This is a genomic window from Geobacillus sp. PLS 41, from assembly GCF_056494105.1.
On sequence record NZ_CM151395.1, the window covers coordinates 162941 to 177989 of the forward strand.

At 51.6% G+C, this 15049-nt stretch carries 10 protein-coding genes and 1 pseudogene; 5 read left to right on the top strand and 6 right to left on the bottom strand.

All coding sequences use genetic code 11. The features are described 5' to 3' along the window. Positions 1-45: 45 nt before the first annotated feature. From ACVX3G_RS00745 to ACVX3G_RS00755, 3 genes are all read right to left on the bottom strand, one after another. Entirely contained in the window at positions 46-1704 is a 1659-nt protein-coding gene (locus ACVX3G_RS00745; protein WP_014194949.1) for an IS1634 family transposase, read from the bottom strand. 339 nt (positions 1705-2043) lie between these two features. Beyond that, positions 2044-2769, bottom strand: coding sequence for a YiiX/YebB-like N1pC/P60 family cysteine hydrolase (locus ACVX3G_RS00750; RefSeq protein WP_021322237.1), 726 nt, complete (start codon positions 2767-2769; stop codon positions 2044-2046). A 138-nt stretch (positions 2770-2907) separates the two neighbouring features. Then, positions 2908-3762, bottom strand: coding sequence for an IS982 family transposase (locus tag ACVX3G_RS00755; RefSeq protein WP_464314349.1), 855 nt, complete (start codon positions 3760-3762; stop codon positions 2908-2910). 163 nt (positions 3763-3925) lie between these two features. On the opposite strand from ACVX3G_RS00755, the gene ACVX3G_RS00760 reads away from it, so the two are divergent. Continuing rightward, the gene (locus ACVX3G_RS00760; RefSeq protein WP_014194571.1) at positions 3926-5290 is read left to right on the top strand and encodes an ISLre2 family transposase; all 1365 of its coding nucleotides are present in this window, start codon (positions 3926-3928) and stop codon (positions 5288-5290) included. Positions 5291-5925: 635 nt separating this feature from the next. Here ACVX3G_RS00760 and ACVX3G_RS00765 read toward each other — a convergent pair. From ACVX3G_RS00765 to ACVX3G_RS00775, 3 genes and pseudogenes are all read right to left on the bottom strand, one after another. Beyond that, a complete protein-coding gene (locus ACVX3G_RS00765) occupies positions 5926-7131 on the bottom strand; it encodes a S1C family serine protease (protein ID WP_014194823.1) in 1206 nt (401 codons plus the stop codon). After that, positions 7112-7297 carry a hypothetical protein gene (locus tag ACVX3G_RS00770; RefSeq protein ID WP_014194822.1) on the bottom strand — a complete coding sequence of 62 codons (186 nt, stop codon included), beginning with the start codon at positions 7295-7297 and terminating at the stop codon, positions 7112-7114. The genes ACVX3G_RS00765 and ACVX3G_RS00770 overlap by 20 nt, the downstream gene beginning before the upstream one ends. Positions 7298-7320: 23 nt before the next feature. Then, positions 7321-7758, bottom strand: a pseudogene (locus tag ACVX3G_RS00775) (PepSY-associated TM helix domain-containing protein); the annotation flags it as partial. Positions 7759-7925: 167 nt separating this feature from the next. Here ACVX3G_RS00775 and ACVX3G_RS00780 point away from each other — a divergent pair. From ACVX3G_RS00780 to ACVX3G_RS00795, 4 genes are all read left to right on the top strand, one after another. Then, positions 7926-8588 carry a response regulator transcription factor gene (locus ACVX3G_RS00780; RefSeq protein WP_015373859.1) on the top strand — a complete coding sequence of 221 codons (663 nt, stop codon included), beginning with the start codon at positions 7926-7928 and terminating at the stop codon, positions 8586-8588. Further along, the gene (locus tag ACVX3G_RS00785; protein WP_014194819.1) at positions 8578-9951 is read left to right on the top strand and encodes a sensor histidine kinase; all 1374 of its coding nucleotides are present in this window, start codon (positions 8578-8580) and stop codon (positions 9949-9951) included. Before ACVX3G_RS00780 ends, ACVX3G_RS00785 begins: the two co-directional genes overlap by 11 nt. 652 nt (positions 9952-10603) lie before the next feature. Next, on the top strand, positions 10604-12913 hold the full coding sequence (locus ACVX3G_RS00790; protein ID WP_014194816.1) for a YhgE/Pip domain-containing protein: 2310 nt from the start codon (positions 10604-10606) through the stop codon (positions 12911-12913). A gap of 177 nt (positions 12914-13090) precedes the next feature. Next, positions 13091-14749, top strand: coding sequence for an IS1634 family transposase (locus ACVX3G_RS00795; RefSeq protein WP_014194949.1), 1659 nt, complete (start codon positions 13091-13093; stop codon positions 14747-14749). Positions 14750-15049 lie beyond the last annotated feature (300 nt).

The following is a 15049-nucleotide window of genomic DNA, read 5'->3' on the forward strand; positions in this document are numbered from 1 at the left end:
CGATGGCAATCCTTTTTTTACCATCGCTGGTCGTTCCGTATCACGTTACACGTAGATGCTCTCATCCATGCCCAATCCCTGCAGAATCCTTCGCTGATCAGGGGTAAGGGAGCGATCCAGTGAGCGTTGGATGCGCCCATCCGGCAGCTTGAACAGGACGACGTTCACATATTGAAACAGCTGAAAAATCGCCTGTCCCGTCGGCCGGGTCAGCTTGCGGCCTCCAGGACCCTTCAACGGGTGTTCTGGAGTAATAAACTGACGCACTCGGCGCTGAAAAACGCGGTAAATCGCCAAGGCCAACAGAAACAAATAGCCTAATACTGCGACCCGTTCTGGTTTTTTGACGTAAATCTCATCCGTGAAAAACGGATCTTTCAAAAAAGCGAAGTTCATTTCCACCGAGATCTGCCCTTTATACAGCTTCAAGATCTCTTGGGCATCCATGGGTTGGCCCTTCCATTCCTTCGGAACGGTCGTGACGAGGACAAACCGGGACGCTTTCCGTCTCGCCTGTTCCCACGCGTCTTGGTCGAATTCGACGTCAAGGTGCAAGAAATACAGCGTCTCCACCTCGGGTTCCGCCCCTTTTTTCGGCCGTCCGCGCCGTTTTTTCAGGCGTACGATCTCTTCGACCGCGGCCTCAACCCGATGAAACCGGGGGCGAAGGGACGCCTTGAGGGACGCCAAGGCTTGTTCGGCATCTTCCCGGCAGGAGAAGGGGTGACGCTCCCAACGGGCTTGTTCCTCGCGAAGAAGCTCCGCTTCTTTGGTTCGTTCTTTTTCAAGCGTCTTTCCTTTTCGCTGGTCGAGCGCGCTCGATTCAACAACGATCAGCCGAACGGGGTGGCCTTCATACGTCGAGGCCGTTTCCCATACCCGGTACGTGGCGCCGTTTCTCTCCGCCAACGTAAAGGGATCGCTCCACGTCGTGTCCTCAGCATCCGCTTCGGCCAGCGCGGTTTTCACGATCCGGAGCGACGAAGGGCCTCTGGTGATCAAAAAGGCGTTGGCCGCTTTGGTTTGCGCCAGGGTCTCTTTCGTCATCGCGGCGGAATCGGCCACGTAAATCCATTCGTCTTCGATTTTGGCCTGCTTCAGCTGTTCATGGACACGAGACAGCACCTCGGGATTCCATGTTTTATCGGGCAGGTTGCCATCGTGCACATCGCCGTAAAACGGGATGCCGTCCTCGTTGCCGACCAGTCCGAAACCGATCTGTTTTTGCCAACGATGATGGCGGTTGTAGCCATGTGTGATCTGCAAAGCCTCTAATGAGGCCGATTCATACGCGCCGTAAACCGTCTTGTCCGTCGTATCGGCGTGAAAGGCTCGGAGGGAAAGGCCTTCTTTGCGATAAATGTGAATCAAGCAAGTGCTGATCACCTTGTGAATATCGGCCTCATACAAGCGGTCGAGATGACGAGCCAAGGCATCGTCGTTCAACCAGGAAGGATGGAGACCGGGACGGATGAGTTTCTCTAGATCGATCTCCTGAGCCCATCGTTCCACGTGAACGAGGGCTTGCCGGCCGTCAAACATATTGTAGATGATGGCCTGAACGGCATCGCTGACTCGAGTCTGGCACTGTGGATCAACGGGAACGAGATGGTCAATCAATTGGGGCAGGCCCAGTTTCTTGAATAGGGCACTTATTATATTCAAATAATGATTGCGATAGACCTTTTTGACTTGAACGTTCATAAGAGAAAAACTCCTTTACGTTCCTTGTGTGTCAAGGATTCATTCGACATCGGAACGAAAAAATCCTCCCGATTTTCGTCGAGAGGGTGCGAAATGTGAGTTCTATGAAATCGAGAACGTTTCCTTCCTTGCAGAAAGATTTGCACCCCCTCTATGATGAAGCAACTGCTCAAATTCACAACACGCTTTGCTTACACCCTCAAAGTCAGTAAATCCACGTTTTTCCCTCCGTAATGTTTTCAAGTTGCGGGGATGAACGGATAAAAATAGAAGGGCATAACCGTTATTTGGATGGTATACCCTTCTACACACACATTGAAATATCCTCCGTCCGCTCTTTTAGTTGCTGCTAGCATAGGTTATTGTCTCAGAGTCTTGATCCAAGTCAGACGGGGTCACGATGATGCCTCCATCGTCATCCAAATCAAATCCTCGATTCTCCCACGCTTTCCACACGAGCAACGAGCAATACCATTTTGATGATTGACCTTTTGTGGCTGTTAAACTATACGGCTCACCGATTTGTGCTCTAGCGTATGACTGTGCTGATGTATAATCCTCTCCCATTGCCCCTTTCACCCAAAGTCCTTTCCATGTTTTCCAACGTGTTTTCCAGTTGTTAACGTAGTAGCGGACTCCTTCACCTGGCCATGCTTCAATTATATATTCACCATCCCAACGGACAATGGCAGCATGACCATGATTCCATCCAGAACTTTCACTATCATAAGTAATTAAGATGTCCCCATTAGTTCCTAAGGCACCACTTGATGCTAATGCTGATACCCCTTTTGCCTGTTGCCCGCTAATAACTTGATTATACTTGTCAGGAGCATTCTTTTTCATCCACTCTATTTCTTTCTTCACGGCTTCTTGATCAACAGGTTCATTGATTAAATTTATGATTTCTTGCCGCTCTTCTCGTTGTTTCTTTTCCATCTCTTGTTCGATTTGGATCTTCGCCTTATTCACTTGCGCATCCACCTGAGCGTACGCCATCGGAACTCCTGAGGTGCCAATGAGGCCTAAAGCTACAATCGAAGAAAGCAGGAAAGATTTGTTCATAAAATACAAATACCTCCTTTAATTTTATATTTTAACAATTGAAATTTTATTAGAAATAAAAAAAAAAAAAAAAACAGAGTCTTTATTACCATTTAAAGTATAGTAATATGTTCATAAACCCGTGGTGCTAGTTGAGCGTCAGCGCTCAACCAGCCCTAGTGTGACCAAGGAATAAGCCAACAAGATGCCATCGAGTGCCACTTCAAACCCGGCCATGGAATTCGCTCGAATGTCGGTGATCCGGTATTGGTCTACGAGAATCGAAAACACCGTCTCGATGACTTTGCGTTTTTTCCTGATCCATTCTTCCCATGCCTTGGATGGGCCGTGCTTTTGATTGTGTCGAGACGGTGTCCAGAACGCGGCTTGGTGTTCTTCGTACAGCTTTTCTCGAAGAGCGTGGCTGATGTACCCTTTGTCCCCAAAGTTGTAGGGATGAGGGATTTGAGTCATCACCGTTTCAGCGGCTTTGACGTCGTGGCAGGACGATTCCGTCACGACATAGCCCATGGCCAGCCCTTGATTGGTCACTTGAAGATGCAGCTTGAAACCGTAGTACCATTGCTTTTTGGAAGCACAATACCCCATATCCGCGATCCCTCGAAATCGCTTGACGCGCTGCATTCTTGCGGGATGGCACAACGGAAGAGGCAAGCTGTCGACGACCGCATAAGCATGGTGTTGGCCACGTTTCGCCAGCTCATGACGGATCCATTTGATGGCGAAACCAAGCGCTCGGCAGCGGCGGTTGTATCGGGAGCGTTCAAGAAACGAGCCGTTTGTGAACAAATTTCCCGTGACAAAACGATGCCAGGCTCGTTCGGAAGAAAAGCCCAGCAGCTTCCCCAAAAGGTGAACCGCCATGACCACTTCGTCTTCTTGCTTGACCAAGTGACGGTTGCGGCGATGAAGATACATTTGAATCAACGACAGTTGGGCAGAAACAAAACAGAAAATAGCGGCATGTGTGAGTAAAATATTTGTGGGTGACATTCCGAAATGATCCCCGACGAGGGTTGCGAACTTTTGTTCGCGACGCTCGTCGGGGCCACCAAGCGAAGCGCGGTAGAAAAAAGCAAATGTCATGCAAAAAGGACTCTCTCCCTGCTATGATGGTGATTGTCAACATCAACCGAAAACAGGAGGGAGAGAGTCCATGAAACATCTTACCACAGAATGGCCTTTATTAAAAGAGCTGGAGGAACAATTAGTCAGAACTCTTCAAAAGGTGTTCGCTGTCTTGTTGGCGGCCCTTTTGGAGGAGATTGATCAACAACTGGCGGAAGCGCGGGACAAGCGCCGGTATCAGCTGAAAGACAAACGGCCGACCACGATCCAAACGCTGTTTGGAGAAGTGACGTTTCGACGGAACTACTACTATGATCGGCAGGCGGGGGCGTATACCTTCTTGCTGGATGCCGAACTGGGCTTTGATGGAGCGCAGTCGATCAGCCCTTGCCTCGAGGAAACGGCGGTCGAGTTGGCCGTAGAGTGCTCTTCCTACCGCAAAGCGGCCCGTACGTTGGAGTCGATCGTGGGGTATGCGGTCCTAAGCCACGAGGCGATTCGCCAACTGGTGCTGGAGGCCCCTGTCTCGCTGCACCACCCTGTTTCCCAACGGCACGGCCGAGTGCTGTTTGTGGAGGCGGATGGGCTGTTCATTTCCCGCCAGGGGAAAGGGAAACGGGCGAAAGAAGAGAAAATCCTGGCGATTCACGAGGGATGGAAACGAAACGGTTCGCAGCTTGAGCTCGTGAACCGGCGCCACTACCTCCATGAAGGGGAGGGAGACGTGTGGGAACGGTTTGAAGAGTGGCTGATGAACGAATATGCCTATGATCCGTGCCGGGACCTTTTGATCATCAACGGCGACGCGGCGTCGTGGATCACGGCCTGCCGGGAGTATTTTGGGAAGCGGGCGTGCTTTCAGCTGGATCGATTTCATGTGGCGCGGGAGTTGCGTCAGTGTCTGTCCGGCCATTCGCGTTGGCGGGAGGTGCGGAAGAAGCTGGCGAAACAAGACGAAGAGGGGCTTCTCGTGGAGCTGAACAGCGCGGTCGGCACGTTGGAGGACGAAGCGAAAGAGAAGCAGATGGCTGCCATGATCCGCCGGATCGAGTCGATGCCGGGATGCATCCGGGACTATCGGGAGTGGCTGTCGGAGCAAGGGGTGGAGACGACCGGCATGCGTCCGATGGGCCACGCCGAGAGCGTGATGAGCCGGTTTGCGCATCGGGTGAAATCCCGCCGCAGCTGGAAAGACCAAGGGCTTCGGGCGTTTCTGAGGGCGATGGCAGCCCGAATCGACGGGATCGGGTGGAGAAAGGGACGGTGGGAGGAGCAAGAGCCCCAGTCGGCCGTCTCGGCCTCAACAAAGTCCAAGCGGATCGAACAGGCCAAACGGAAGGCCGGACGGTTATGGGCAGATGTGGTGCGTCAGAATCTACCGTGTCTGCAGCGGTCATCCGGGACGCCGATCCATCAAGCGTTGTCGGCGCTCCGGGATGGTGGTTGGGTGTAAAAAAATGGAATATCGTATCATCGCCTCAAGATGAGGGATGAGAGTCCGAAAGCGCTTACGATATCAATTCCTGAAAATGGTTCGCTAACTAGTGATTGACAACACCCGTAGTGAACCGAAAAAATGTTCTCCACAAAGTCTTGACTGACTCTAGCGGCATATTGTTTTTGAAGTTTGGCTGGATCTGTAGTAAAATGAAAGTGCTCTTGCATGGGGGATCTCTCCTTTCGAATGTTGGGTGACACTTTCATTCTACTGGAGATCCGCCAGCAAGGGCTATTTTTATGCTTGTCTGAGTTTTATCTAGCACCACGGGTTCATAAAAATCAAAAATCTCTAACACTTTCTTATCTGCGTGTAGATAGATGTGAGAGAATCTTCGGAACATCCGTCCCGTAGCGCTTGGCTGCCTTCAGTCAACAGCCAACATGGCCCTTCCCACGCAACAGTCTTCCGAGCGGCGTTGCGGTTTCAGTCATGGGCACTCCCCATTGTACACACACTTGCTTGTGGACATGCAGCCGTTTCTTGCCATCCTAAGACAACATGGGACCACTGACACAGACCCGCTTTTGTTGGATCCACAAAAAATCGCCCCTTCCCCGCCGATTCGCTGGAAAAGAGGCGATGTCTTCTTATGACTGGCTGCTGTCTCTCGCTTTTAAGGTAACCGATACGGTCGTCTCAAACCCGTCGCGATAGATCGTCAGTTTGATGCGATCACCGACCGCTGTTTTCGTATACAAATATTTGCGCAACGCGCTGACGCTGTCGATTTTCTCCCCGTTGATCGCCGTGATGACGTCTTTCGATTTCAATCCGGCCTCGGCGGCTGGGGAGAACGGTTCGACGGACGTGACGGCCGCCCCGCTTGTGATGTTCGACGGCAATTTCAATTCATTCGTGCGGACGTCATCGGACAAATCCGCCACATCGACAAGCTGGACGCCAAGGTACGGGCGTTTGATTTTCCCATCTTTCATCAGCTGCTCGACGATCGGTTTGACGTTTTCGCTCGGGATGGCAAAGCCGAGCCCTTCGACGCCCGTTTCCGCGATTTTCATGCTGTTGATGCCGATCACTTGCCCCGCGCTGTTGATGAGCGCTCCGCCGCTGTTGCCCGGGTTGATCGCGGCGTCCGTTTGGATGACGTCGATTTCCCAATCCCCCGCTGACGTCGAAACAGGCATCGTCCGTTTGCCGCTGACGATCCCTTCCGTCACCGTCCGCGACAAGTCAAGGCCGAGCGGGTTGCCGATCGCCGCGACAGGCTCGCCGATTTTCACCTTCGACGAGTCGCCGAAGCTCGCCACTTTCGTCACCCCTTCAGCAGGGATTTTCAAGACGACGAGGTCGGTGAGTGCATCCGCGCCGACGATCTCGGCTTTCACTTTTTTCCCGTTCGCGAGCGCCACTTCGACTTTGTTCGCCCCTTCAATGACATGGTTGTTCGTCACAATGTAGGCCGCATCGCCTTCTTTTTTGAAAATCACACCCGACCCCGTCCCCGCTTCCGTATCTTGTGCTTGATCAGAGAAAAAGTCGACTTGCTTTTGAATGTTGACGACGCCGACGACCGCATCGGCCACTTTATTAATGGCGGCGATCATGTTCGTGTTGACGTTCGCCGTCGGCTGCAGCGGCAGCGCCTCGCTTTTTGCGGTCGTTTCCGCTGTTTCCGTTTGGGAATTCGTTTCTTCATGCATCCATTTCGGCGCCACATACCACGTCGCCGCGCTCCCAATCACCGCCCCTGCGACGGAAGCGGCGAGCCACGATACGAAGCGGCCGCGGCGTTTCGGTTCTGGCGTTGGGGTTGGTTCAAATGGCATCATGTCCATGGCTCATCTCCTCCTTCGTGATCCCTAATCGCATATACGACATTTTTGTGCGAATGGCCGCCAAGCAGTGAAATGGCGGGCGAAATACGACGATGCCACCGACATCGATCGGCCTTGCATAAAGAGAAGACCAGCGTCGCTGTTTCTTTCGGTTGTTCTGATGCATCGTTTCATCCCTTCCTGCGTACGTTATGTCGTCTCCGGCGCTGGCGTCATCCGCTTCTGCTTCCGCCTCCGTCCCGCTGCGAGCGTGCGGATCGACAGGAAAATCCCCGTCGCGGTCAAAATGATCATCGCCACCGCCGCGACATCAACCGCCCAGCGGATGTCAAGCGAACCGATTCTCCCTTCGTGCAGCTGGCGGACGAACATCATGAGCGACGATCCGCCTCCCTCGGCGCGCGGTGCCATCGGGGCCGTAGATGCCCCCGCTCCCGACGTCTGCCCCGCCCCGAACGCGTTCATTCTTTCCTGCGCGGCGCGGTGCATCTCGCCGCGCTCCGCCTGGCCGATCAGCCACGGCTCGGATAGAAGGAGCCCCGTCACCGCCTCAACAAGCAAAAAGATCGAACTGATCAGCCCAATCCAAAGATGCAAATTCCTCATTTTCCTCATCGCCGTTTGCCTCCTTTTCCTCTTCGTCCATCATGATAGCCAAGGAAGGTGAAAAAATGGTGAAAATTCTCTTTCAGAGAACCGTCATCTGCACGGCGAATGGGCTGCGTTTTCACCGTTTTTTCACGAACGATTTGATATGATTAAGAAGGAAGAGAGACAGAACGGGAGGAATGGCGATGAAAATTTTGCTGGCCGAGGACGATCTTCACCTAGGGGAGCTGATCGTTCATTTATTGAAAAAGAAAGGCATCGACCATATCGATTGGGTGCAGGAAGGGGAAGATGCGTACGATTACGCCATGGCGGAGTTTTACGATGTCGTCGTGCTCGATTGGATGCTTCCAAACGGCGATGGGGTGGACATTTGTCGACGGTTGAGGCAAAACGGCTACACAGGCGCGATTTTGATGTTGACGGCGAAAGACGCCGTCCACGACCGCGTCACCGGGCTTGAGGCGGGAGCGGACGATTACTTGGTCAAACCGTTTGAAATCGACGAGCTCGTCGCGCGGCTCAAGGCGCTCGCCCGGCGCACGTTCGTCCCGCTTCAAGAGGAAAAAGTGGCGTTTCACGGCTTCACCTTAAACCGGACAAGCCATACGCTCCATCGCGGCGATGAAGAGATTTTCCTCACTCCACGCGAGTTTCAGCTTCTCGATTTGCTCGTGCAAAACCAAGGGCAAGTCGTGCCGCGCGAAACGATATTGGACCGCGTTTGGGGGTGGGATGCCGATGTGTCAATGAAAACGATCGACGCGACAATCAAGCTATTGCGCAAAAAGTTGAAAGACGATGTCATCCAAACCGTTCGAGGAGTGGGGTATAAAATTGAAAAATAACTGGAGGGAATGGCGCGACTGGCTGCGCCGCCTAGGAAGCGCCGACTTGTTCCGCCGCGCCCATTGGCGGCTGACGGCGCTCTACAGCGGCATTTTCACGTTGTTTCTCGCCTTGTTTGTCATGATCGCCGCGGCCTTGTTTTACTGGATCGCTACCTCTGACCAAGAGCGGCGCATCAGCCGCCTCGCCGAGCAAGAGGCGAATACGATCGAACAAGTGCTGCTCAAGCAAAGCAATTTCGACTTGTTTGATGATGAAAATGTCATTTTGTTAAGCGAAGACCAACTCTTTTTTTACGTCATCGGCCCGGACGGGGGCCTGCTCGCCGGGGATGAAGTCCACCCGCGCCTGCGTCCGTATTTTTTAAACGCCTTGTCCCATCTCAAGGCAAATGAGCGCGCTCCCGTCTACATGAGCGTCTCTTTGCCGGAACATATGCCCGGCCTCGCGCGCGAAGCGGCCCGCGACTGGCGCGTGCTCGCCGCCGCCCGTCCGCTCGTCATCCACGGCGATTTCGTGGGCATGCTGTATATCGGCATGGACGTCACGTCGTTTTTCGGCGTGTTCCATTGGCTGCTCATTGTGCTCATCGGCTTGGCCGTTTTGTTTCTCGCCGTCGGCGTCGCGCTCAGCTTCTTTATGTCCAAGCGTGCGCTCGCACCGATTGAAGAGGCGTACGAGCGGCAGCGCCAGTTCGTCGCCGACGCCTCTCATGAGCTGCGGACGCCGCTCAGCGTCGTCTTCTCGTCCGTCGAGGCGCTTTCGCTTGAGGAAGATGTGATGAAAAACGACTTTGCCCGCCGCCTGCTCGACCGCCTGCGTGACGAATTGAAGCGAATCACGAAACTGATGAACGACTTGTTGACGCTCGCCCGCGCGGATGCGAAACACGCCGCGCTGGAGCTTTCAAAACAAACGTTCGATTTCCGCCCGCACGCCGAGCGCACGTTCCAGCTCATGTCGGAACTGGCGGCGAAAAAACAGATTACGATGCATTTTCACGCTCCCGAGCAAGCGCTCGTCACCGCTGACCCGGACAAATTGACGCAGCTGTTGTACATTTTGCTCGACAACGCGATCAAATACACCCCCGAAGGCGGCGAGGTGACGCTGTCGATCCGCACCGAGCCAAAGCACGTGTTCCTTTCCGTCAAAGACACCGGCATCGGCATCCCGCCGGAAGACATCGGCCGCATTTTCGACCGCTTTTACCGCGTCGACAAAGCGCGCTCGCGCCAACAAGGCGGCCACGGCCTTGGGCTGTCGATTGCTAAGTGGATCGTCGAGGCTCACGGCGGCACGATCCACGTCCAAAGCCAACTCGGGCAAGGGTCGGAGTTTCTTGTCCGTCTGCCTGCTTAGAAGGCCGGTGAAAAACGGCTGTCACGAGCAAATCAGCGGCATTTCGCCAAAAAAGAAGGATGATTTCGCAAGGTTTTTCTAATTGGGAAATAGATGGAACTAGCAGCATTTTGTACTAAATCACCAGCCTTTTAGATCTTGCGGCGCGCTGTCATTGATAGGCGGCAAGGCGCGCCTTCTTTTTGAACATGATGAAATTGATTTTGCATTCAGCTGGCTACTCGCCACGTTTCACACTCAGCTTGTATGGAAGATGAAAACGGAAAATCGGAAATTTTATAGATGAACGATGGGCTTTATATTTTATCGCACTTCAAACATGAATGAATCATTTCTGCTTATTGCATGCAGGTATTGTTTATGATAAGATATAAAACGAAATGACCGAAACGTCCATTTGGTCAAAAAGATGAACGCCCCTGTTAGATAAAAAGAAACAAATGATTGATGCAACAACTCATCAGAGTGAATGGCACATGACTTTAAACGTTGATTGGGGGAAGGAACGCGAACCATTGTTTCAACAAAAGATTGCCCAACGGTTCGGCTGATATCGGTAAAAAGGATTGTCTCCATGACCATCCTTCTCTTTTTTACAAAAAATGACTAAATGGACAAATCGGTCAATATTATTAAAAAGGAGGTTCCGCATGTGCGTGCATTTCAATTATGGATGCAGGAATGGAAAGCAGTTGCATCCAATCGGAAAACACTGATTCCGATTATAGCTGTCTTATTTATTCCGCTTCTATACAGCGGCATGTTTTTATGGGCGTTTTGGGATCCATACGATCATTTGGACGAACTTCCTGTCGCCGTGGTAAACAAAGACAAGGGGACAACGTTTGAGGGGAAAGCGTTTCATCTCGGCGATGATCTTGTTGAAAAGTTAAAAGAAAAAAAACAGTTTAACTGGCATTTTGTAAACGAACATGAAGGGGAAAAAGGATTAAAAGAACAAAAGTACTATATGCTCATTCAAATCCCTGAAGATTTTTCACAAAATGCGACGACGTTGCAAGACGATCACCCGAAAAAACTTCAACTTATTTACAAGCCCAATGAAGGATTTAACTTTTTATCAGCCCAAATTGGCGGAACAGCGGTTGAAAAAATCAAAACAGAAGTAGCCAAAACGTTAACGGAAACGTACGCAGAAAATATGTTTGAAAACATTCAAACATTAGCAGACGGGTTAACAAAAGCGAGCGATGGAGCCAAACAATTACATGATGGTCTCGGCGAGGCAAAAAATGGAACAAACAAACTGTATGATGGAATGAAAAAAGCGGAGGATGGATCCAAAGATTTGCATCATCATTTAGCGACACTTGCCGAAAAATCCATGGCCTTTACTGACGGATTGAATCAAGCAGTCAATGGTTCCACGCAAGTTCAAGCAGGGGTTCAAATGCTTGACAACGGGATGAAACACATGGCCGACGGGCAAGGGCAGCTGCTTGACGGAGCAAAACAGGCGCAAGAGGGAACCGCAAATCTTGCTTCCGGTGCAAAACGCGTATATGAAGGAATGCAAACACTCGATGCCCGCATGCCGCAGCTTTTGCAAGGTTCGGAACAATTAAGCGGGGGAGCCGAAAAGCTAGCATCATCGCTTGCGCAATGGCAACAAGGGGCGGCTCGGGTTCAAACAGGGGCGACCCAAGTAACAGGCGGGCTTGAACAGTTAGCGGCGCAGCTTGATGCACTCATTGCTCAAACCCCCGATCCGACACAAAAGGCGGTGTATGAGCGGCTAAAGGAAAATGTTGAGAAATTATCATTCGGAAGCAAACAAGTCGAAAACGGCATTGCGCAGTTAAACGATGGAGCCAAAGCATTACAATCAGGAGCAGCGTCGTTAAACAGCGGGGCGAAACAGCTGCATGAAGGGCATATTGCTCTCGACCGCGGGGTCGACGAACTGCTTTCTGGACAACAGCAGCTTGTCAATGGCGCCAATGCACTCTTGAACGGCCAAGAAAAGCTTGTCGCAGGCATGAACACGTTGCACGAAAAAATGAAAGAAGCGGAACAAGGAGCTGACAAACTCGCGAAGGGCGGCCAAACACTGACCTCTGGTCTGCAAGTGCTTGCTCAAGGAGCTGATCGGCTGCAAGACGGCGCCCATCAATTGGCGGATGGTTCGCAGCAACTAGCAAGCGGAATGAATGAATTAACGAGTGGGACAAGGCATTTGCAAGATGGTATGAATCGACTGACAGACGGCTCAGAAGAACTAGCGGATCAGTTAAAAGAAGGGGCCAAAAAAGCAAGCGACGTAAAAGCAAATAAAGACGTATACGACATGTTTGCAGAACCGGTGAAAGTAAAAAATGAAAAAGTGAATGAAGTGCCAAACTACGGAACAGGATTTACACCATATTTCTTGTCGTTAGGCTTGTTTGTTGGGGCGCTTTTACTCTCGATTGTCTTCCCGCTTCGCGAACCAGCAGCGGTTCCACGTTCGCCATTTCATTGGTTTTTTGCAAAATTTGGTGTGCTCATTGGGGTTGGGATTTTTCAAGCGCTTCTGGCCGATAGCGTATTGCTTTACGGACTTGACTTACAAGTGAAAAGCGTTCCGTTCTTTATCTTGTTTAGCGTTGTCACAAGCATTGCCTTTTTATCTGTCATTCAATTTCTCGTCACAACCTTCGGGGATCCGGGACGGTTTATTGGGATTGTCGTATTAATTTTGCAATTAACAACAAGCGCCGGAACGTTCCCGCTCGAGCTCATTCCGCGTTCGTTGCAGCATTTTAACGCATGGCTCCCAATGACCTATTCTGTTTTCGGATTCAAAGCGGTCATCTCAAGCGGCGATTTCTCATTTATGTGGGAAAACATCGGTAAGTTGCTACTGTTTATCGTCGCCATGATGGTTGGAACGATGGCGTATTTTACGATGCAACATCGCCGGCGATTTGCAACAGCCGTCGAACAAGCTTCTGAGGCATAATATGCTTCAGAAGCTTTATTTTTCACCTCACATTTCGCACCCTCCCGACGAAAATCGGGAGGATTTTTTCGTTCTGACTCACATTTCGCACCCTCTCGACGAAAATCGGGAGGATTTTTTCGTTCCGATGTCGAATGAATCCTTGACACACAAGGAACGTAAAGGAGTTTTTCTCTTATGAACGTTCAAGTCAAAAAGGTCTATCGCAATCATTATTTGAATATAATAAGTGCCCTATTCAAGAAACTGGGCCTGCCCCAATTGATTGACCATCTCGTTCCCGTTGATCCACAGTGCCAGACTCGAGTCAGCGATGCCGTTCAGGCCATCATCTACAATATGTTTGACGGCCGGCAAGCCCTCGTTCACGTGGAACGATGGGCTCAGGAGATCGATCTAGAGAAACTCATCCGTCCCGGTCTCCATCCTTCCTGGTTGAACGACGATGCCTTGGCTCGTCATCTCGACCGCTTGTATGAGGCCGATATTCACAAGGTGATCAGCACTTGCTTGATTCACATTTATCGCAAAGAAGGCCTTTCCCTCCGAGCCTTTCACGCCGATACGACGGACAAGACGGTTTACGGCGCGTATGAATCGGCCTCATTAGAGGCTTTGCAGATCACACATGGCTACAACCGCCATCATCGTTGGCAAAAACAGATCGGTTTCGGACTGGTCGGCAACGAGGACGGCATCCCGTTTTACGGCGATGTGCACGATGGCAACCTGCCCGATAAAACATGGAATCCCGAGGTGCTGTCTCGTGTCCATGAACAGCTGAAGCAGGCCAAAATCGAAGACGAATGGATTTACGTGGCCGATTCCGCCGCGATGACGAAAGAGACCCTGGCGCAAACCAAAGCGGCCAACGCCTTTTTGATCACCAGAGGCCCTTCGTCGCTCCGGATCGTGAAAACCGCGCTGGCCGAAGCGGATGCTGAGGACACGACGTGGAGCGATCCCTTTACGTTGGCGGAGAGAAACGGCGCCACGTACCGGGTATGGGAAACGGCCTCGACGTATGAAGGCCACCCCGTTCGGCTGATCGTTGTTGAATCGAGCGCGCTCGACCAGCGAAAAGGAAAGACGCTTGAAAAAGAACGAACCAAAGAAGCGGAGCTTCTTCGCGAGGAACAAGCCCGTTGGGAGCGTCACCCCTTCTCCTGCCGGGAAGATGCCGAACAAGCCTTGGCGTCCCTCAAGGCGTCCCTTCGCCCCCGGTTTCATCGGGTTGAGGCCGCGGTCGAAGAGATCGTACGCCTGAAAAAACGGCGCGGACGGCCGAAAAAAGGGGCGGAACCCGAGGTGGAGACGCTGTATTTCTTGCACCTTGACGTCGAATTCGACCAAGACGCGTGGGAACAGGCGAGACGGAAAGCGTCCCGGTTTGTCCTCGTCACGACCGTTCCGAAGGAATGGAAGGGCCAACCCATGGATGCCCAAGAGATCTTGAAGCTGTATAAAGGGCAGATCTCGGTGGAAATGAACTTCGCTTTTTTGAAAGATCCGTTTTTCACGGATGAGATTTACGTCAAAAAACCAGAACGGGTCGCAGTATTAGGCTATTTGTTTCTGTTGGCCTTGGCGATTTACCGCGTTTTTCAGCGCCGAGTGCGTCAGTTTATTACTCCAGAACACCCGTTGAAGGGTCCTGGAGGCCGCAAGCTGACCCGGCCGACGGGACAGGCGATTTTTCAGCTGTTTCAATATGTGAACGTCGTCCTGTTCAAGCTGCCGGATGGGCGCATCCAACGCTCACTGGATCGCTCCCTTACCCCTGATCAGCGAAGGATTCTGCAGGGATTGGGCATGGATGAGAGCATCTACGTGTAACGTGATACGGAACGACCAGCGATGGTAAAAAAAGGATTGCCATCGCTCGTTGTGTTGGTCAAAAAGTTATTCTGAAAAACTAAATAAAAAATCCTTTGTTTTGACCTTGTTAGGGTGCGAAATGTGAGTTCTGATATCAAATGAATTTCCTTTTGAGTCAGTCCCATGCCTAAAATGAGAAATATTCTTTTCTTCATCCCATGGCACAAACACTATGTATGGATAGAGCGATTTTTAACGCTGAACTTGACGGATATGGACATGGATGAGAGCATCTACGTCTAACATGATACGGAACGA